At 69.1% G+C, this 18,637-nt stretch carries 16 protein-coding genes; 6 read left to right on the top strand and 10 right to left on the bottom strand.

The window, feature by feature from the left end; translation table 11 throughout:
* Positions 1-244: 244 nt before the first annotated feature.
* Both NBG84_RS17945 and NBG84_RS17940 read right to left on the bottom strand, forming a co-directional pair.
* Positions 245-1,471 carry an acetyl-CoA C-acetyltransferase gene (locus NBG84_RS17945; protein WP_250920481.1) on the bottom strand — a complete coding sequence of 409 codons (1,227 nt, stop codon included), beginning with the start codon at positions 1,469-1,471 and terminating at the stop codon, positions 245-247.
* A gap of 417 nt (positions 1,472-1,888) precedes the next feature.
* On the bottom strand, positions 1,889-2,890 hold the full coding sequence (locus tag NBG84_RS17940; protein ID WP_250920588.1) for an SGNH/GDSL hydrolase family protein: 1,002 nt from the start codon (positions 2,888-2,890) through the stop codon (positions 1,889-1,891).
* A 158-nt stretch (positions 2,891-3,048) separates the two neighbouring features.
* Between NBG84_RS17940 and NBG84_RS17935 the strand changes: the two genes are divergently transcribed.
* Entirely contained in the window at positions 3,049-4,446 is a 1,398-nt protein-coding gene (locus tag NBG84_RS17935) for a cystathionine beta-synthase (RefSeq protein WP_250920480.1), read from the top strand.
* Between the two features lie 584 nt (positions 4,447-5,030).
* On the opposite strand, the gene NBG84_RS17930 is transcribed toward NBG84_RS17935, so the two are convergent.
* On the bottom strand, positions 5,031-5,459 hold the full coding sequence (locus NBG84_RS17930; RefSeq protein WP_250920479.1) for a hypothetical protein: 429 nt from the start codon (positions 5,457-5,459) through the stop codon (positions 5,031-5,033).
* A 212-nt stretch (positions 5,460-5,671) separates the two neighbouring features.
* On the opposite strand from NBG84_RS17930, the gene NBG84_RS17925 reads away from it, so the two are divergent.
* Both NBG84_RS17925 and NBG84_RS17920 read left to right on the top strand, forming a co-directional pair.
* Complete coding sequence (locus tag NBG84_RS17925) at positions 5,672-6,511, top strand: MurR/RpiR family transcriptional regulator (RefSeq protein WP_250920478.1); 840 nt, start codon at positions 5,672-5,674, stop codon at positions 6,509-6,511.
* A 397-nt stretch (positions 6,512-6,908) separates the two neighbouring features.
* Positions 6,909-7,469 (top strand): hypothetical protein, encoded by a 561-nt coding sequence (locus NBG84_RS17920; RefSeq protein WP_250920477.1) that lies wholly within the window; start codon positions 6,909-6,911, stop codon positions 7,467-7,469.
* A 132-nt stretch (positions 7,470-7,601) separates the two neighbouring features.
* On the opposite strand, the gene NBG84_RS17915 is transcribed toward NBG84_RS17920, so the two are convergent.
* The 7 genes from NBG84_RS17915 to NBG84_RS17885 form a co-directional block, all read right to left on the bottom strand.
* On the bottom strand, positions 7,602-7,976 hold the full coding sequence (locus tag NBG84_RS17915) for a hypothetical protein (RefSeq protein ID WP_250920476.1): 375 nt from the start codon (positions 7,974-7,976) through the stop codon (positions 7,602-7,604).
* A gap of 106 nt (positions 7,977-8,082) precedes the next feature.
* A complete protein-coding gene (locus tag NBG84_RS17910) occupies positions 8,083-8,502 on the bottom strand; it encodes a roadblock/LC7 domain-containing protein (protein ID WP_250920475.1) in 420 nt (139 codons plus the stop codon).
* Between the two features lie 79 nt (positions 8,503-8,581).
* Entirely contained in the window at positions 8,582-9,391 is an 810-nt protein-coding gene (locus tag NBG84_RS17905; protein WP_250920474.1) for a transcriptional regulator, read from the bottom strand.
* Positions 9,388-9,873: a hypothetical protein gene (locus NBG84_RS17900; RefSeq protein ID WP_250920473.1), complete on the bottom strand. Its 486-nt coding sequence runs from the start codon at positions 9,871-9,873 to the stop codon at positions 9,388-9,390. The genes NBG84_RS17905 and NBG84_RS17900 overlap by 4 nt, the downstream gene beginning before the upstream one ends.
* Before the next feature lie 655 nt (positions 9,874-10,528).
* Positions 10,529-11,899 (bottom strand): APC family permease, encoded by a 1,371-nt coding sequence (locus tag NBG84_RS17895; RefSeq protein WP_250920472.1) that lies wholly within the window; start codon positions 11,897-11,899, stop codon positions 10,529-10,531.
* Between the two features lie 384 nt (positions 11,900-12,283).
* On the bottom strand, positions 12,284-12,757 hold the full coding sequence (locus tag NBG84_RS17890) for an SRPBCC family protein (protein ID WP_250920471.1): 474 nt from the start codon (positions 12,755-12,757) through the stop codon (positions 12,284-12,286).
* Positions 12,758-12,902: 145 nt separating this feature from the next.
* Positions 12,903-14,228 carry a type III PLP-dependent enzyme domain-containing protein gene (locus tag NBG84_RS17885; RefSeq protein ID WP_250920470.1) on the bottom strand — a complete coding sequence of 442 codons (1,326 nt, stop codon included), beginning with the start codon at positions 14,226-14,228 and terminating at the stop codon, positions 12,903-12,905.
* A 173-nt stretch (positions 14,229-14,401) separates the two neighbouring features.
* Between NBG84_RS17885 and hutU the strand changes: the two genes are divergently transcribed.
* From hutU to NBG84_RS17870, 3 genes are read left to right on the top strand one after another with little or no spacing between them, the layout of a single operon-like run.
* Positions 14,402-16,060: a urocanate hydratase gene (gene hutU / locus NBG84_RS17880; protein WP_250920587.1), complete on the top strand. Its 1,659-nt coding sequence runs from the start codon at positions 14,402-14,404 to the stop codon at positions 16,058-16,060.
* A 29-nt stretch (positions 16,061-16,089) separates the two neighbouring features.
* Positions 16,090-17,280 (top strand): allantoate amidohydrolase, encoded by a 1,191-nt coding sequence (locus NBG84_RS17875; RefSeq protein ID WP_250920586.1) that lies wholly within the window; start codon positions 16,090-16,092, stop codon positions 17,278-17,280.
* Positions 17,271-18,626, top strand: a complete 1,356-nt coding sequence (locus NBG84_RS17870) for a formimidoylglutamate deiminase (RefSeq protein ID WP_250920469.1) — start codon at positions 17,271-17,273, stop codon at positions 18,624-18,626. The genes NBG84_RS17875 and NBG84_RS17870 overlap by 10 nt, the downstream gene beginning before the upstream one ends.
* The last annotated feature ends 11 nt before the right edge of the window (positions 18,627-18,637 follow it).

Here is an 18,637-nt window from a genome sequence, read left to right as displayed (position 1 = left end):
CCCCAGGACCACAGCTGACGTGGGCGAACCCTCCACCGCGCCTCAGCTGAGCCGCTGGGTGTTTGTGGTCGCGTTCAGCTTCGTTTTCGTTGCGGGCAGGTGCCGCCCTCGTTCCTCGGGCGACCCCTACCCTCCACTGCACCTCAGCTGAGCCGCTGGGTGTTTGTGGTCGCGTTCAGCTTCGCTTTCGTTGCGGGCAGGTGCCGCCCTCGTTCCTCGGGCGACCCCTACCCTCCACTGCACCTCAGCTGAGCCGCTCGATGACCATGGCCATGCCCTGGCCGCCTCCCACGCACATCGTCTCCAGTGCGAACTGCTTGTCGTGGAACTGGAGGCTGTTGATCAAGGTGGCCGTGATGCGGGCGCCCGTCATGCCGTAGGGGTGGCCGACGGCGATGGCGCCGCCGTTGACGTTCAGCTTGTCGATGTCGATGTCGATGCCCAGATCCCGATAGGACGGGATGACCTGGGCGGCGAACGCCTCGTTGATCTCGACCAGATCGATGTCGTCGATGGTCATCCCGGCCCTGGCGAGTGCCTGCTTGGATGCCTCGACCGGTCCGTAACCCATGATCTCGGGCGAGAGTCCGGAGACTCCGGTGGACACGATGCGGGCGAGGGGCGTCAGCCCCAACTCGCTCGCCTTGGTGTCGCTCATGATCACGAGAGCGGCGGCGCCGTCATTGAGCGGACAGCAGTTGCCGGCCGTGATGAACCCATCGGGCCGGAAGACGGGCCGCAGCCCCTGGACGCCCTCCAGCGTCACCCCGGCCCGCGGGCCGTCGTCCGCGCTGACGACGGTGCCGTCAGGCGTGGTGACGGGAGTGATCTCGCGCTCCCAGAACCCCTTGGCGATGGCGGCCTCGGCGAGGTTCTGCGAGCGGACGCCGAACTCGTCCATCTCCGCCCGAGTGATGCCCTTGAAGCGGGCGAGGTTCTCGGCGGTCTGGCCCATGGCGATGTACGCGTCCGGCAGAAGACCGTCCTCACGAGGGTCGTGCCAGCTGTCGACACCGCCCTCGGCGGTCGTGGCGGTACGCGCCTGAGCCTGTGCGAAGAGCGGGTTCTGGGTATCGGGCTGCGCGTCGGAGGAGCCCTTGGCGAACCGGGAGACCATCTCCACGCCGGCCGAGATGAAGACATCGCCCTCACCGGCCTTGATGGCGTGCATGGCCATACGGGAGGTCTGCAGCGACGATGAGCAGTAGCGGGTGATGGTGCACCCCGGCAGATGGTCCATCCCCATCTGAACGGCCACGATCCGTCCCAGATTGTGCCCCTGCTCACCGCCGGGGAGGCCGCAGCCGAGCATCAGATCGTCGATGTCCCGGGGATCGAGCTCGGGCACCTTGGCAAGGGCCGCCTGAATGATCGTCGCGGTCAGGTCATCGGCACGCAGATCCTTGAGTGAGCCCTTGAAGGCTCGGCCGATGGGGGAGCGGGCGGCGGAAACGATGACGGCTTCAGGCATCACGGCTCCAGAGGGAGGGAGAAGTGGAAGGGAGAGGCTGCGTCGGAAGTTACCTCTAGGTAGCCGTGAGGTCACGGGTGCGGGGGTGTGATGGTCAACTCAATTCTAAGCGAGCGCTCGCTTCTGAAGCTGGGCCACTCGGCACCGCGCGCCATCTGCCCTGCCTGATGATTTCCTGCCGATGCCGATGCCGATGCCGAAGCTCGATTGCGTGGTGCGGGCTGCCGCCCCGGTCCGCCTCGCCGAGCCGTCCGAGCGCGCCTGCCTTCGTATCGGCCCGCTTGCTGTCGAGGTGCGACGCGAGCTGCCGCCCGTACCCGCGTTGCCGTTGCCGTTGCCGAGTCGCCCGGGGGTGCGCTCCCGTATCCGCCCAGGCGCACCCCGGGCAGGCGCCTGGGCGCCCGCCCGCGGTAGCCCCTATCGGTGGGTCGTCTCCGAGGCGTGTGGCTTGGGTGAATCCGGCACCGACGCGGGCTCCGGCAGCCGCCGCCGTCTGCGGTGCTTGAGCAGAGCCCAGGGAGCTCGGGCCCCTGTGACCTCGGTGCCCGCCTCCTTCGCCGCCGTGACAGCGGCCTTGGCCACGGGGAGCATCGCCTCGTCGCGAGCCGCCTCCGGGCGGTCCGACTCGGGCCACACGCCCAGTGCCGCACACACGGTCGGCAGCATCGCCATCGCCGCCGTCGCGTACCCCTCCGCGGACGGGTGGTAGTTGTCCGCGCCGAACATCTCCCGGGGGTTCGCCTCGAACTCGGGGCCGAGCAGATCCCCGAGGGAAACCGTACGGCCCCCCTGCTCCACCGTCACGATCGTCTGGGCCGCCGCGAGTTGCCGTGACGCCCTTCGGGCCAACCAGCGCAACGGTTGGTAGACCGGCTCGATCGTGCCCAGGTCAGGGCAGGTGCCGACCACGACCTCGGCGCCTGCCGTGCGGAGTCTGCGGACGGCCGCTGCCAGATGGCGCACCGAATCCGTGGCGGGGATCCGGTGCGTGACATCGTTCGCACCGATCATGATCACGCAGACATCGGGTCTTCTGGACGGGTCCGCGAGCAGTTCGGCGATCTGGCGCTCCAGATCGTCCGACCGTGCCCCCGGCAGGGCCACATTGGACAGCTCGACCGGTCGCTCCGCGACCGCTGCCAGTCCCGAGGCCATGAGCGCCCCCGGTGTCTGGCCCGCTCTGCGTACCCCCTGCCCCGCCGCCGTGGAGTCGCCGAGCAACCCAAGGAGCAGCGGATTGGTGCGCCCGTAGGCCAGTCCGTAGAGACCGTTCCCCCGGGGTGGCACCGGGGCGGTACCCCCGCCGACCGTGCGCTTCGCCAACTGAACCTCTGCGACCACTACGCCCACGGTCGCCACTCCGAGCAGGCCGATGCTTCCGCCGCCGTAGGCGGCGCCCGCTGCGATGCGCCGTGCCACTCTCGCCCTCGACACCGTCCGGACCTCCTCTCCTCGCGCTCCGACGCCGTTCACTACTCGTCGGTTATGAGCTAACTGCCCCGTAGCCGCCGTCCCCCAATCCCGCCCCGGTCCGCTTACTCTGGCCGCATTCACTACGGAGCTCCCGGAGATACATTGTGCGCATTCACCACTCGATGATCAGTCTTGTCGGCAATACCCCATTGGTGAAGCTCAACAGCGTGACCGAGGGCATTCAGGCGACGGTCTTGGTCAAGGTCGAGTACTTCAACCCCGGCGGCTCGGTGAAGGACCGCATCGCCCTGCGGATGATCGAGGCTGCCGAGGAGAGCGGCGCGCTGCTGCCGGGTGGCACCATCGTGGAGCCGACCAGCGGAAACACCGGTGTGGGACTGGCGATCGTGGCCCAGCAGAAGGGCTACAAGTGCATCTTCGTCTGCCCGGACAAGGTCTCCACGGACAAGATCAACGTGCTGCGGGCGTACGGCGCCGAAGTGGTGGTCTGCCCCACCGCGGTGGACCCGGAACATCCCGATTCGTACTACAACGTCTCTGATCGGCTGGTCACCGAGACGCCGGGTGCCTGGAAGCCCGACCAGTACTCGAACCCCAACAACCCGCGTTCGCACTATGAGACGACTGGTCCCGAACTGTGGGATCAGACCGAGGGAAAGATCACCCATTTCGTCGCGGGTGTGGGCACCGGCGGCACCATCTCCGGTACCGGCCGCTACCTCAAGGAGGCCAGCGGCAACACCGTCAAGGTGATCGGCGCTGACCCCGAGGGCTCCGTCTACAGCGGGGGTTCCGGCCGCCCCTATCTCGTTGAGGGCGTCGGTGAGGACTTCTGGCCCACCGCCTACGACCGGACGGTGACCGACGAGATCATCGCCGTGTCCGACAAGGACTCCTTCCAGATGACCCGCCGTCTCGCCAAGGAGGAGGGCCTGCTGGTCGGCGGCTCCTGCGGCATGGCGGTCGTCGCCGGACTGGAGGTGGCCGCGCGCCTTGGGCCCGACGATGTGGTGGTCGTCCTGCTCCCCGACAGCGGACGCGGCTATCTGAGCAAGATCTTCAACGATGAGTGGATGGCGGACTACGGCTTCCTGGAGGACTCCGGCCCGTCCGCGTCCGTCGGTGACGTGCTGCGCCACAAGGAGGGCGGCAGGATCCCCAGCCTGGTGCATATGCACCCGGAGGAGACCGTGGGCGAGGCCATCGAGGTACTGCGGGAGTACGGCGTCTCCCAGATGCCCATCGTGAAGCCCGGCGCCGGTCATCCGGATGTGATGGCCGCCGAGGTCATCGGCTCGGTGGTGGAGCGGGAACTGCTCGGCGCCCTCTACACCGAGCGCGCTTCCCTCTCCGATCCGCTGGAGAAGCACATGAGCTCCCCGCTGCCCCAGGTCGGCTCGGGCGAGCCGGTGGCGGATCTGATGAGTGTGCTGAGCGATACGACCACCGCGGCGGATGCGGCGATCGTGCTGGTGGAGGGCAAGCCCAAGGGAGTCGTCAGCCGTCAGGACCTGCTGGCGTTCCTCGCCGCCGGCAAGTGATGCCGCCCCGGTAGCCGGTAGGGCGGCTCAAGCCCCTGCCCCGGTAGCCGGTAGCCGGTAGCTCGGGTGCGTACGGCTGTCGGCTTTCGGATGTCCCCCGGCGCAGTCGAACGCCTGTGGCCATACACGGCCGGGGGCCGGGGCTGTGCCCGTGACGGGTCTTTGGGGAGCGGAGCAGTTCGCATGATCGGTACGTGTGTGTCACATATGCGCAGCATCCGGTTAACACGCGTCCTGCACAGTGGTGAGACCACCGACGGCGTCGAGAACTCCGGAGCGGCTCCCGGATCGAAGACGCCCAGGACGCGGTGACCGGCCCTGACCCGGGACCGTGTCCCTCGCGGGGACCGCCGTCGTCCCGCTCCCTGGCCGGCGGCCGGGGGTGCGGCGGTTCCCGCGCCGGACTTCCCCGTGCCGCCCGGTCGGACGGCCTGCTGGTCGATGATCCCCCCGGCCGTACGAACCCGGGCTCGGGCCCGCCCTCCAGAGACGGCGGTGCGGGTTTCCGGACCCACGTGGCCAGGACCCGGAACTGAGACTCCGCGCCGCTGGACAGGATTGGCGCTGGTGGTCAGGCTCGGGGATCACTCCTCCCAGTCGGAGGCCTTCTGCTTCTCCTCGCGCCGACGCGAGAGGGAGAAGCCCCTCGACGCATGGACGAAGTTGACCCCCACAATGCCGATCCAGGTCACGGTCAGCCCGGGGAGGTCGGCGTTCACCACGCCGATGGCGGACAGTGGCACCGCCAGGATCATGGTGATGATGCCGAAGCCGAACCGTTCCCCGAAGTTCGGATCGACACTCTGCTGAGGTGGGCGGGCACCGCGTGCCACGACCATCTGCTGTTCGGCGAGCTGGCGGCGTACCCGGCGGTCCACCGTGCCGTCGAGACGTTGCTCCACCTTGTCCAAGAAGGACTCGACGAGTGCGGACTCGTATTCTTCGCCCAGTTCGCGGCGGGCATGAAGGGTGGCGTCGAGCTCTTTCTTGAGCTCTGGGTCGCGGGCTTCCATAACCCGGAACGCTACGGGGCGAAATCATCCGAGTCAGTGGGGCTACCCCCACTGTTTCCCGTTCGGTCACCCGGAGGGACCGGAACCCGGCCGTGGCGCGCCGCTCTGACCGATGATGGGACGTCAGGGTCCGGCTCGCCGGCCACCACCGCACGGATACCACGGACCCAAGGAGTGAAGAGGCGATGACAGGCGCGATGAGGGGGGACGGCATGAGCGACGGCCCCGCCGCACGACTACAAGAGCTCTTCGAAGGGCACCGGCTCACTCCCACCCAGCGGCGAATCGCCCACAGCATGGTGCGCCGGGCGGCCGATGTGCCCTTTCTGTCCAGTGTGGAGTTGGCGGAACTAGCCGGGGTCAGCCAGCCGTCCGTCACCCGCTTCGCCGTTGCGCTCGGCTTTGACGGCTATCCGGCGCTGCGCAAGCACCTCCGGGAGTTCGCACCTCCCGACAGCGCCCCCACGGCCGACGACGCCCCGAACGGATACCAGCAGGCCGTCCACGCCGAGATCGAGAACCTTCGGCAACTCTCCGAACTGCTCGCCAACCCGGTACCGGTCGAACGCGCCGGGAGGCTGCTCGCCGCTTCCCGACCGCTGCCCGTTCTCGGGCTGCGCGCAGCCGCCGCCCAGGCCCGTGGCTTCGCCTACTTCGCCGACAAGGTCCACCCGGACGTCCGGCTCCTCGACGAGGGGGGCAGTCTGCTGGCCGACCGCATCGACAGCGCTCGTCGCGCGGGCGCCAGCGTGCTGCTCTGCTTTGCGCTGCCCCGGCATCCGCGGGAGGTCGTGGAGACGCTCGCCTATGCCCGGGGCACCGGGCTGACCGTGGTGACGGTCGCGGACTCGGCGTTCGCCCCGGTCGCGGAGCACAGCGATCTGCTGATCCCGGCCGCGGTGGGCACGGGATTCTCGTTCGACACCGCATGTGGGCCGATGTTGTTGGGGAGGGTCCTGCTGGAGTCGATGTGCGACGCGCTGCCGGACGCCCAGGCGCGGTTGGAGGACTTTGACACCCGAGCGGCGGCACGCGGGTTGTTCGTGGACTAGGGGTGGGATCGGCGTGGTCTTCTCAAGTGTCTTCTCAGACGCCCCTCAGAAATCACGGCTATTCTCCGCGCGGGACAGCCGCTGAGGGGTGCGATGGGACACCGCGACGGGACACAACAACGAGCGCGACGGGGCAGAGCGACGGGCGCCCGCCTGCATGGGCCCCTACCGACTTGTGCTGGTGGGCCGCGGTCGGTCGGAGAGCTGGTTGCCAGGGTGGGTTGGGGCAGCCCAGCCAGCCGGCACGTAGGGCACCGACTGCTCTGACAGGCTGGCTGACACGCCGATTGACAGGCCGGCTGACACGCCGGCTGCTCTGACGCACTTGCTGCTCTGACGCACCGGTGGTTGGGGCGGTCCCGACAGCATTGACGGCACGACGGATGGAGTGGGACAAGTGGGGCGCGGGGCGCAGTCGCTGGTGAGGGTCGCGGTGGTGGTACGTGCTGGGGCGGCGCCCCTGTGGTGGGCGGGGTTGATCGCCGCAGGTGTCGGGGTACTGCTGCCCGGCCTCACCGGGCGCCGTATCGGGGTGCTGTCCGGGGCGGCGCTGCTGCTGATCACGGCCGTGGTCACCGCGCTGCTGCGCCGTCGCCGCTATACCCACTTCGCTGAAACCGCCACCCGCGCGGGACGCGGCGATGTGCTCCAGGACCGCCGGGTGACCCTGCGGAACTGGCGGCGTGCTCATCGATGGCAGTTGCTGGCGGCGTTCGCCGTCGCCGTCGCCAGCTCGTTCGCCCTGCCCGCTGCGGGCGGTCTACTGCTGGCTGGTGTCGGTGCGGGCCTCTGGGCCAAGGCGCTGTGGCTCGGTCGGTGGGAGCGCGATGCGCAGACGCTGCTCTGGTTGCGTACGGACTGGGTCAAGGGCGGCCCGGTAGGGAAGCGGGCCAAGGGCTTTCGCACCACGGGGATCGCGGCGGGGGACGCCGCGCCCGGTGGGGCGCGACGCCGCTAGCGCCTCTCGTTCGGATCTTGCCAGGCTCGCCTGATCCTGATCCTGATCCTGATCCTGATCCGAACGAACTACCCCAGTCCTCCTGGGCCCCAGGCCGGGCGGGTCACGTTCGCCCTTGACCCGCCCGCGCGATCAGATCTCCAGCTGGGACTCGATCTTCTTCAGCTGGTGGCGGGCCATCGCCAGATTGGCGCGGCTCTTGTCGAGCGCCAGATAGAGGAAGAGACCATCGGTGCCGCGGCCACGCAGCAGCCGTATCAGGTGGTACTGGGTGCCCAAGGTGATCAGGATGTCTTCGATGCCGTCTTGCAGACCGAGCTGCTCCATCGTGCGGACCTTGGCACGCACCACATCGGTGTTGCCCGCTGCGGCGACCGCGAGATCGAGGTCTTTCCCGCCGCCGATCGTGCCGAGGGCCATTCCGCTGGTGTAGTCGACGAGCGCGGCGCCCAGGACGCCCTCGATGGAGGTGGTCGCTTCCTTGAGGGCGGCTTCGGTGTTGGCCATGAGCTGTGTGTTTCCTTCCGGTTATTGCTTTGCTGCTGGTATCGCGATGGTTGTGGTGCGACTGCGTTCTGTTCAGTGGCGCAGTGTGCAAGTGGGCGAGGGGTGGTCAGTTGGCCTCCGGCCGTTCCAGGGCGCCCAGCGCGTCATCGATCAGATCGCCGACGCGGGCACCGGCGCGCCGGGCCTCCAGATGGAGCCGCCCCACATTGACCCGGGGGCCGGCCAGCAGGGCGAGTACGGCAGATGGGCCCGCCCCGTACACGCCGGTGTAACCCTGCTCCCCGCGGACCAGCAGCTCACGGAAGCCGCCCTGTCCGCCCACCCCGCTGAGCTGTGCTGCCGCGCCGAGTACGGACGCGGTCAGGGCGGCGAGCCGCTCGGCGCGCTCCTTGGCCTCTTCCGGTGTACTTCCGATATCCGCGGCCAGCACCACCCCGTCGGTACGGGCGGCGAATGCCCCGGTCAGCTGAGGTACGCGGACCCGAAGCCGTCTTAGCTCTGCCAGCACATCGGCCTCGGCCGTCATCAGCTGTCTCCTCTCGGCGCGCAGCCGTGTGGCGCGCCTCATGAGGTCCGACGAGGGACCTGGCGGGCGGTGGGGGAATTCACCGGGGTGCCTCCAGTGCTTCACGGATACGGCGGAGCAGAGCGCTGTCCGGCGCGGGCGGTGATTCCTTGACCGCTGGGTCCGATGGTTCTTTGGATGGCTGTGCCCCGGCTGCGGACGGTTGTTGTCCGGGCGGAGGCGGGACGCCGGCGCTTGCGTCGATAAATCCGTCGGCGGCGAGTCTGCGCACTTCGACCAGGGTGTTGAAGGCTGGGCGGCCCAGTTCCCTGGCGATGGTCGATGGTGTCCGTATCCCGTCCGCCAGGTCCAGCAGTGCTCGGCGGTGGGGGCTGATCACCCGCCCGGCGAGTCGAGTTCGGCGTCGTACGGGGGCCGTGTCCACCTCGGCGTAGGGCCAGACGGAGTTCAGCAGCCGAACCCGGCGCATGGATTCGCGCTCGACCGTTCCTGGGGGGACCGGCCGGATGGGCCCCAACCAGTGGGTGACTCCATAGCGAAACCGGGTCGCCCCGCTTCTTGTCGCGAGGGTGAAGAAGGCGGCGTCGAAGAGGGTGGCGAGATGGCAGAGCTCCAGCTCGCCGACCGTGAGGTGGCCATTGATGACGAGTTGGCGGGCGACCTGGCAGCGGGTGCCCGCCTCGGCTATCGCTTCTTCCCAGTGTTCGGGGCGCAGTCTTCCCCCCGAGGTCAGCAGCACATCCAGCCCGGGTGCGGCGGCTGCTTCGGCGTGGACCACCTGGCCGTCGATCAGGTAGAGCGCGCCGTGGTCGCGTATCAGCACTCCGGTGGCCCGCTCATCGGTGAGGCGTATGAGCATGGGTGAGACGACGGAGACGGGGTTTCTCATCCGAGTACCAGCCGTTCGGCGAGGTCACGCATCCTCAGTCGAGCCAGGGCGAGATTGCCCAGATCCCGATCGAGCCAGAGATGGAGGCAGACGGTGCTGTCGAAGGAGGTGGCCAGAAAGCGGACCAGGTGGTAGCCGGAGCGGGTGGTCAGGATGAGGTCCTCCACCAGTGGGGTCGAGCCCCGGGCGGACTGGGATGCCAGGACCGGGAGCGCGGGGACCGCGGTGGCGGGGGCGGTGGCAGGGGCGGTAACGGGTTTGCCGTCGACGAGCGCCCCAGAAGACGGAGTGGCGGCGAAGGTGGCGAACTCGGCGCTCAGACGGGCGAGTTCCCCCGTCTCGGCCGCGGTGGTTTCGTGGTCGTCGCCCGGTGCCTCGCCGACGCTGCCGAGGGACAGCCCACTGGACCAGTCCACAACGGAGGCTCCGCGTGCGCCGGGTACCAACATGGCTTCCAGCAGACACTCATCGATTCCAGGCACGTGGACTCTCCTTTCTCACCCCGGTGTTCCGCGCACAGATGTACGGCGGCAGTGACGGGGAGGCTACGTTATGTGGTGACCCGGGATGAGAGTTCTTTCATTTCTCGTCGAAACCTGAGCATAAACGATAAAATACGCGCACCACATACCCAGTTCATGGCACTATGGGGTCGAACGACCGTCTCGTATGGCTCGCTGCGGTCCTGTCCGGGCGCGCCCGGTTGTGCCGCTTTCGGTTTCAGCCGGTACGGGCGGGTGTGCATCGCTTCCGCAGGCCCCGGCAAGTGAGTTGCTCGGCGGGGGTTGGCTGGTGCCCGCCGAGGCCTTTCCGCGGCGGATGCGTTCGCCGCGACCGGGCTCGCGGCTGGGACGGCGTTGAAGCTCGCGGCTGGGACGGCCGTTGAGATCCGCCCAGATCGCGGCTGAGAGCGAGACTGGGCTCGCGGGTGTGGGTGGACACTCTCCTGACGGTTGGCCACTCCCCGCCACAGGAGAGGCGCCGTCGCGCCGAGAGGGGCCGAAGAGTCGGACCCCTCGCCTCTGCCAGACCCCTCGCCTCTGCCAGACCCCTCAGAGCCTTGTGCGCCATCCGCCGCTGCCCACCCGCGTAGTCCGGCGCGACGTCCGATGACTCGCGACCGAGCTCCAGGACCGATCAGGCCCGCTCCTCGCCGCGTGTCTTCAGTACGGCCTTGTTGACCGCCCAGAGGGCGATGCCGATCGCCAGCAGCACGCCCGCCCGGATGTAGACCTCGACATCTCGGTCGGCCAGCGGGCTGGCCAGGATCAGGGCGGTGATCGCACCGAGCACGGGCAGAGCCGTGGGCGCACGGAAGTGTTTGTGCGCCACCGGGTCTCGACGCAGCACCAGCACCGCGATGTTGACGACTGCGAAGACACAGAGCAGTAGGAAGGCCGTGGTGTCGCTGAGCCCCTCGATCTCGCCCGTGGTCACCAGGCCGATCGCGAGCACCGACACAAACGCGATCCCCACGACGGGGGTGCATCGGCCCGGCAGCACCTTGCCCATGACGCGCGGCAGGATGCGCTCATTGGCCAGGCCGTAGCAGAGTCGCGAAGCCATCATGATGTTGATGAGCGCGGAGTTGGTGACCGCGAATAGGGCGATCAGCGCGAAGAGTTTCGGCGGGAAGTCGACTCCGCCGGCCTTGACCACTTCCAGCAGCGGGCCGCTTGAGCCCGCCAGGGTGCGATGGTCGACGAGGAGCGAGGAGACCAGGGCCACCAGGACGTAGATGGTTCCGGTGACGGCGACGCCGATGAAGATTGCCTTGGGGAAGGTGCGGACCGGGTCCTTGGTCTCCTCGGCCATGTTGACGGAGTCCTCAAAGCCGACGAAGGCGAAGAACCCCAGGGCGGTGGCTCCCAACACGCTGGTGATCAGGGCGTATCCGGTGCCACTGGCTTCGAACTCGGTGAGTCGGGAGGCGTCTCCATCGCCGGAGAGAACCGCCCACGCGCCGATGCCGAGAATGATCGCGAGACCGCTCAACTCCACGATCGTCAGCACCACATTGGCCTTCACCGACTCCGAGACACCGCGCAGATTGAGCGCGGCCAGGACCAGGATGAACAGGATCGCGATGAGGGTGGCCGGGACGGCGTCGGTGAACTCCAGGAAGTAGTCACCGCTGAAGGCGCGGGCCGCGGCACTGGCGGATGCCAGTCCCGAACACATCACCAGGAAGGCCACGATGAAGGTCACAAAGGGGACCTTGAACGCCTTCTGGGTGTAGAGGGCCGCGCCGGCCGCTTTGGGGTACTTGCCGACCAGTTCGACGTAGGAGGCCGCGGTGAGGACGGCGACAAGGAAGCCGATGACGAACGGCAGCCACAGGGCGCCGCCGACTTTGCCCGCGACCTTGCCCGTCGTGGCGTAGATACCGGTACCGAGGATGTCGCCGATCACAAACAGGATCAGCAACTTCGGCCCGATGGCCCGCTTCAGCGGACCGTCGCCGTCCGGAGCCTCGGCGGCTCTGGCGGTTTCGGATGCTGTGGTCATGGCCTCTCCCGATCTTCAGGTGCGGTGTGGGAGGAGGCCTGCCCCCTCAGGCGTGGCTGATGCCTGGGGGATGTGCAGTTAGTGCGTTCGTTCTGTACTCCGATCATGGGCGCACGGGCGGGATCCATGGCTTGCCAACTGCCCGAAACGCAGCCCGTGATGATGGCTCTGAACAGTCTTTGGGCTGGGGGGAGCCTCGATCGCGCACCACTGGCGGTGAACCCGCGAACTGGCCGCCTCCGACCGTGTGGACTTCAAGCGTCCACTGGCGGTGTAACTCGCGACCCGGGCCCCCGACCGTATGGCGCCCGGGTGGTGCTCAACCGTCCACTGGCGGTGAACTCGCGGTTCGAGCCCCTGATCCGTATGGCGCTCCGGTGGTGCTCAGGCGCCCCCGTGCCCCTTCTCCACCGCCGATGCCACCTCTTCCAGGTCCTTGGCGATCGTTTTGGCGACCGCTCGGGCGCCGATCCCCCCGAAGAGCTTGGCCAGCAGCCCGCCCACCCCCGAGGGCGGTACGGCCGTGAAGGTCATCCGCACCTGGGTCGCGTCGGGTCCCACCTCCCGCAGGAGGAACTCCGAGTCGTAGTGGGCGCCGCCGGGGGAATCGGCCTCCACCACATAGCGGTACGGGGCGTCGCTGGCCGTTACATACATTTCCTCGGTGGCCTGCTTCCCCAGCACCCGCCGGGTCTCCCGCCACCGCGTCCCGACCCCGAAGGGTCCTTGGGACAGCATCTCCACCGCATCCACACCACTGAGCAGTGCGGGTGCGCCCTCCAGGTCCGTCAGCGCGTGCCAGACCCGCTCGATGGGGGCCGCGATCCGGCGCTCCACGACCACGCTCCTGTTCGCCATGAGTCCAGGAAAGCAGCCCCCGGTGACAGCCGCCCCTCGGCCGCGCGGTGCGATGCCAGGGTGGCCAGGCCTGGAACCGGCCGCTCCGGGCGCCCCAGGCCGGGGCCCGCCGGGTTCCGTCCTCCGTACGCCTCAGCAGCAGTCTCTACAGCAGCGACCTGGCCAGCCCGCCGCCCGACTCCGCCACGATCTCCGCCGTGGTCTGCGGAGCCCGTACCAGTGAGAACCGCACCCCTCCGTCGGTGCCGTCAGTGCCGTCGGTCACCGCGTATCCGTGCACCCCCACCCGGGGCAGGCTGTTGTAGCCGTAGTGGTTGGAGAAGTAGTACGCACCCGTGTCCAGGGCGGCGACCACATCGCCCTGCTCCAGCAGCGGTAGCGCCCGCCCCTGAGCCAGTAGATCGCCCGCGAAACAGGCCGGCCCGGCCACGTCCTGAACCACTGGCTCACCCGCCTTGGGCCGCCCCTGTCCGTCGTACGCGGCGATCCGCAGCGGCCAGGACTCCGGGTCGTAGACCGTACGGGTCGCCACCTGCACCCCCGCGTGAGTGACCGCGATCGGCCGGGAGCCGGACGTCTTGGTGTACTCCACCCGGGCCAGGAAGAACCCGTTCTTGGCCAGCAGGGACCTGCCGAACTCCGTCACCAGTCCATAGCGTCCATCCAGCAGCCCCGGCACCTGCTCCTTCAGCAGCGCCGCGTACTCGGCGTAGGTCGGTGCCGTCTCCTCGGAGTCGAAGTTGACCGGCAGCCCGCCCCCGATGTCGATGGTGGTGACCTGCTGGCTTCCCGCCGCCGCGTTGATCTCCTGCGCGAGTTCGTACACCTCCCGTACGCCCTCGACCATCCGGGCCAGCGGTATGCCCTGGGAGCCGGAGTGGGTGTGCAGCCGGGTCAACCAGGGGCGGTCGAGATAGGCCCGCACGACCGTTTTGCGGGCGCCCTCGTCCCGGAGTGCCACACCGAACTTGGAGGTGGCGGTGGCGGTCGACAGCGCGCCGATCGAACCGCCGCCGATCTGCGGGTTGACCCTGATCCCCAGCGGCGACGACGTGCCGCCCGCGGTGAGCTCGTCCAGTCGGGCCAGCTCCTGGGGGTTGTCGGCGTTGACCGCGATGCCCAGGGTGAGTGCCTCGCTCAGTTCGGCCAGGGTCTTGGCGGGCGAGTCGAGGACGGTCCGGTCGGCGGGTATCCCGGCCGCCTGGGCCAGTGCCAGTTCGCCGGGGCTCGCCACCTCCGCGCCGATGCCTTCGTCGTTCAGCAGTGCCAGCACGGGAACCAGGGGAGCGGCCTTCACGGCGAAGGCGTGCAGTACGGGGGCGTCGGTGACGTCGGCGAACGCGCCGCGCAGCGCGGCGGCTGAGGCGCGGATGCCGGCGATGTCGAGGAGGGCGGCCACCGGCTGCTCCTCGGTGAGAAGCCCCTGTTCGACGGCGGCTCGTACGGCGTGGTTGCGACGGTCGGCAGTCATTGCAGTAGCCAATCATCCGGGTAGGTCCCTACGCATCTGTTGACTAGAGCTATTCATGTAGTCAGGATGTGAATATCGAACTCAACAGTGGTCGTCACGGCCATGAGGAGGCTTGCCCGATGTCAGGACCCGCAACGCCAGGATCGTCGCAGCCGGCGCGGTCAGCGCAGCCGATGCCGGGCGCTCGTCCCGTACGCGCTCCTCGCGGCACCAAGCTGAACACCCTGGGCTGGCAGCAGGAAGCCGCCCTCCGGATGCTTCAGAACAATCTCGACCCCGAGGTCGCCGAGCACCCTGACCAACTCGTCGTCTACGGCGGCACCGGCAAGGCCGCCCGCGACTGGCGCAGCTACGACGCCATGGTTCGCACTCTGCAAACCCTCAAGCAGGACGAGACGATGCTCGTCCAGTCCGGCCGGCCCGTCGGTGTGATGCAGACCCATGAGTGGGCCCCGCGGGTGCTGATCGCCAACTCCAATCTGGTCGGCGACTGGGCGAACTGGGAGGAGTTCCGCCGCCTCGAAGCCCTCGGTCTGACCATGTACGGGCAGATGACGGCCGGCTCCTGGATCTACATCGGCACCCAGGGCATCCTCCAGGGCACCTATGAGACCTTCGCCGCGGTCGCCGCCAAGCGCTTCGGCGGCACCCTGGCCGGCACCATCACCCTCACCGCAGGACTCGGCGGCATGGGCGGAGCCCAGCCGCTCGCCGTCACCATGAACGACGGTGTGGCGATCTGTATCGACTGCGACCCGCGCGCCATCGAACGCAGGATCGAGCACCGCTATCTCGACGTCCGCGCCGACTCCCTGGACCACGCGCTCCAGCTGGCCACCGAGGCCCGCGACGCCCGCCGCCCCCTCTCCATCGGGGTGCTCGGCAACGCCGCCGAACTGCTTCCGCGGCTGCTCGCCATGGGCGCCCCGATCGATATCGTCACCGACCAGACCTCGGCCCACGACCCGCTGGCCTATCTCCCTCTCGGCGTCCCCTTCGACGAGATGGCGTCCTACGCGGCCGAGAAGCCCGCCGACTTCACCCTCAGGGCCCGGGAGTCGATGGCCCGCCATGTCGAAGCCATGGTCGGCTTCATGGACGCGGGCGCCGAGGTCTTCGACTACGGCAACTCCATCCGCGGCGAGGCCCAGCTCGCCGGCTACGACCGGGCTTTCGCCTTTCCCGGCTTCGTCCCCGCGTATATCCGTCCGCTGTTCACCGAGGGCAAGGGCCCCTTCCGCTGGGCCGCGCTCTCCGGTGACCCGGCCGACATCGCCAAGACCGACCGGGCGATGCTCGACCTCTTCCCCGAGAACGAGTCGCTGCGCCGCTGGATCAACCTCGCGGGCGAACGCGTCCAGTTCCAGGGTTTGCCCGCCCGTATCTGCTGGCTCGGCTACGGCGAACGCGACCGCGCGGGCGAGCGCTTCAACGACATGGTCGCCAGCGGCGAACTGGCAGCGCCGCTGGCCATCGGCCGCGACCACCTCGACTGCGGCTCGGTGGCCTCCCCCTACCGCGAGACCGAGGCGATGCTCGACGGCTCCGACGCGATCGCCGACTGGCCCCTGCTCAACGCCATGGTCAATGTGGCGTCCGGCGCGTCCTGGGTCTCCATCCACCACGGCGGCGGAGTCGGCATGGGCCGCTCCATCCACGCCGGTCAGGTCACGGTCGCCGATGGCACCGCGCTCGCCGGTGAGAAGGTCCGCCGGGTGCTCACCAATGACCCCGGGATGGGTGTCATCCGCCATGTCGACGCCGGCTACGACAGTGCGGAAGCGGTCGCCGAGGCGCGCGGAGTCCGTATCCCCATGCAGGAGGGCGAGTGATCACCACCGCGCCCAGCTCCTTCCACACCATGTGGACGGAGCTCGCCCCCATCGGCCGCGACCAGGGCAGCGGCGGCTACCGTCGCTACGCCTGGACCGGCGCCGACGCGGACTGCCGCACCTGGTTCCAGGAGCAGGCCCAAGCGCGCGGACTGCACTACGAGAGCGATCACAACGGCAACCAGTGGGCCTGGCTCGGCGACCCCACCGCGGGCGATGCGGTGGTCACCGGCTCCCACCTGGACTCGGTCCCCGACGGCGGCGCCTTCGACGGCCCGCTCGGAGTGGTCTCGGCCTTCGCCGCACTCGATGAACTCCGCAGCAGGGGAGTGGAGTTCACCCGCCCGCTCGCCATCACCAACTTCGGCGACGAGGAGGGCGCCCGCTTCGGTCTCGCCTGCGTAGGCTCCCGACTCACCGCGGGACTCCTCAGCCGGGAGCAGGCGTACGCCCTGACGGACGCCGACGGCATCAGCCTGCCGCAGGCCATGGAGAACGCCGGATACGACCCCGAGCACATCGGCCCCGACCGGGAACGGCTCGCCCGCGTCGGCGCCTATGTCGAACTCCATGTGGAGCAGGGCCGGGCGCTCGATCTCACCGGGGACGCGGTCGGCATCGCCAGCGCCATCTGGCCGCACGGCCGCTGGCGCTTCGACTTCCGGGGCGAGGCCAACCACGCGGGCACCACCCGGCTGATCGACCGCCGCGACCCGATGCTGACATACGCGGAAACCGTCCTCGCCGCCCGCCGAGCCGCCGAGCTCGCGGGCGCGGTCGCCACCTTCGGCAAGGTCTCCGTCGAACCCAACGGCGTCAACGCGATCCCCTCCCTGGTCCGCGGCTGGCTGGACTCCCGGGCCGCCGACCAGTCCGCGCTCGACACCGTCCTCGCCGAGGTCGAGCGGGCCGCGCGCGAGCGCGCCGAACGGGACGGTGTCGACCTCACCGTCGTACAGGAGTCCTTCACCCCGGTGGTGGAGTTCGAGCACGCGCTACGAGACGAGATCAACCGGCTGCTGGGCGGTCAGGCACCCATTCTCGGTACAGGCGCGGGACACGACGCCGGAATCCTCTCCGCGGCCGTACCGACCGCCATGCTGTTCGTACGCAACCCCACCGGCGTCTCCCACTCCCCGGCCGAGAACGCGGCCGAGGACGACTGCACGGCCGGGGTCCTCGCACTCGCCGACGTACTGGAAGGTCTCGCGTGCCGCTGACACCGAGCATCGTGTACTGGGCCGAACACGCCTGGCTCGGCGCCTACACCGAACAAGGCGTCGTACTGGAGGTCGCCGAAGGCCGCATCACAGCCGTCCACCCGGGCATCGACACCCCACCGCCCGGAGCCGAGGTACTGCGCGGCCTGACCATCCCGGGCCTGGCAAACACCCACTCCCACGCCTTCCACCGGGCCCTGCGCGGCCGGGTCCAGGTCGGCGGCGGGTCCTTCTGGACCTGGCGCGAAATGATGTACGCGGCCGTCCACCACCTCACCCCCGACAACTACTTCACCCTCGCCAGGGCCGTCTACGCGGAGATGGCACTGGCCGGGGTGACGGCCGTGGGCGAGTTCCACTACCTCCACCACGGCCCCGAAGGCGTCCGCTACGCCGACCCCAACGCGATGGGCGAGGCCCTGATCGCGGCAGCCGCCGAAGCGGGCATCCGCATCACCCTCCTGGACACCGTCTATCTCCACGGCGGTCTCACCCGCGACGGCTACCAGCCGCTGCAAGGCCCCCAGCTGCGCTTCGGCGACGGCACGATCGATGCCTGGCACGACCGCTGGAGCCGGCTGCGGGAGAGCGACCACGTACGGATCGGAGCGGCGATCCACTCCGTACGCGCCGTCTCCGACCGGGACGGCTACGAGGACTTCGCGGCCCGCACCGACGGTGTCCCCGTCCATGTCCATCTCTCCGAGCAACCCGCGGAGAACGAGGCCTGCCTCGCCGTCCACGGCCGCACCCCCACCCGCCTCCTGGCCGACGCGGGCTTCTTCAAGCCCACGGTCACCGCCGTCCACGCCACCCATCTCACCGACGAGGACATCGCGATCCTGGGCGGCGCGGCCACCGGCATCTGTATGTGCCCCACCACCGAACGCGACCTGGCGGACGGCATCGGCCCGGCCCTCACCCTCCAGCGCGCGGGCTCCCCGCTCTCGCTCGGCAGCGACAGCCATGCCGTGATCGACCTCCTCGAAGAGGCCCGCGCCATGGAACTCAACGAACGCCTGCGCACCCAGGCCCGCGGCCACTGGACCATCGCGGCCCTGCTGCGCGCAGCCACCGCCGACGGCCACAACGCCCTCGGCTGGCCCGAATCCGGCGCCCTGGAAACGGGCGCCTTCGCCGACTTCACCACCATCGCCCTGAACTCGGTCCGCACGGCCGGCACCCCGCGCCGGATGGCGGCGGAAGCCGTGGTGTTCGCCGGGACGGCGGCGGACGTAACGGATGTGGTGGTGGGCGGTCGCCGCATTGTGCGGGGCGGGGAACACGCGCTGATCCCGGATGTGGCGGGGGCGCTGGGGGAGGCGATCGAGGGGGTGTGGGGGTAGTTGGACTTCCC

It is taken from the genome of Streptomyces albipurpureus (genome assembly GCF_023701525.1).
Classification (GTDB): domain Bacteria; phylum Actinomycetota; class Actinomycetes; order Streptomycetales; family Streptomycetaceae; genus Streptomyces; species Streptomyces albipurpureus.
Note: the sequence above shows the minus strand (reverse complement) of the source record. Positions and strands in the feature narration are given on the sequence as shown.

What these genes read in the sequence shown, in the direction of transcription:
- NBG84_RS17945 (WP_250920481.1), bottom strand. Translation starts at nt 1,471, where the DNA reads ATGCCTGAAGCCGTCATCGTTTCCGCCGCCCGCTCCCCCATCGGCCGA.
- NBG84_RS17930 (WP_250920479.1), bottom strand. Translation starts at nt 5,459, where the DNA reads ATGGAAGCCCGCGACCCAGAGCTCAAGAAAGAGCTCGACGCCACCCTT.
- NBG84_RS17925 (WP_250920478.1), top strand. Translation starts at nt 5,672, where the DNA reads ATGAGCGACGGCCCCGCCGCACGACTACAAGAGCTCTTCGAAGGGCAC.
- NBG84_RS17915 (WP_250920476.1), bottom strand. Translation starts at nt 7,976, where the DNA reads ATGGCCAACACCGAAGCCGCCCTCAAGGAAGCGACCACCTCCATCGAG.
- NBG84_RS17910 (WP_250920475.1), bottom strand. Translation starts at nt 8,502, where the DNA reads ATGACGGCCGAGGCCGATGTGCTGGCAGAGCTAAGACGGCTTCGGGTC.
- NBG84_RS17905 (WP_250920474.1), bottom strand. Translation starts at nt 9,391, where the DNA reads ATGAGAAACCCCGTCTCCGTCGTCTCACCCATGCTCATACGCCTCACC.
- NBG84_RS17895 (WP_250920472.1), bottom strand. Translation starts at nt 11,899, where the DNA reads ATGACCACAGCATCCGAAACCGCCAGAGCCGCCGAGGCTCCGGACGGC.
- NBG84_RS17890 (WP_250920471.1), bottom strand. Translation starts at nt 12,757, where the DNA reads ATGGCGAACAGGAGCGTGGTCGTGGAGCGCCGGATCGCGGCCCCCATC.
- NBG84_RS17885 (WP_250920470.1), bottom strand. Translation starts at nt 14,228, where the DNA reads ATGACTGCCGACCGTCGCAACCACGCCGTACGAGCCGCCGTCGAACAG.
- hutU (WP_250920587.1), top strand. Translation starts at nt 14,402, where the DNA reads ATGCCGGGCGCTCGTCCCGTACGCGCTCCTCGCGGCACCAAGCTGAAC.
- NBG84_RS17875 (WP_250920586.1), top strand. Translation starts at nt 16,090, where the DNA reads ATGTGGACGGAGCTCGCCCCCATCGGCCGCGACCAGGGCAGCGGCGGC.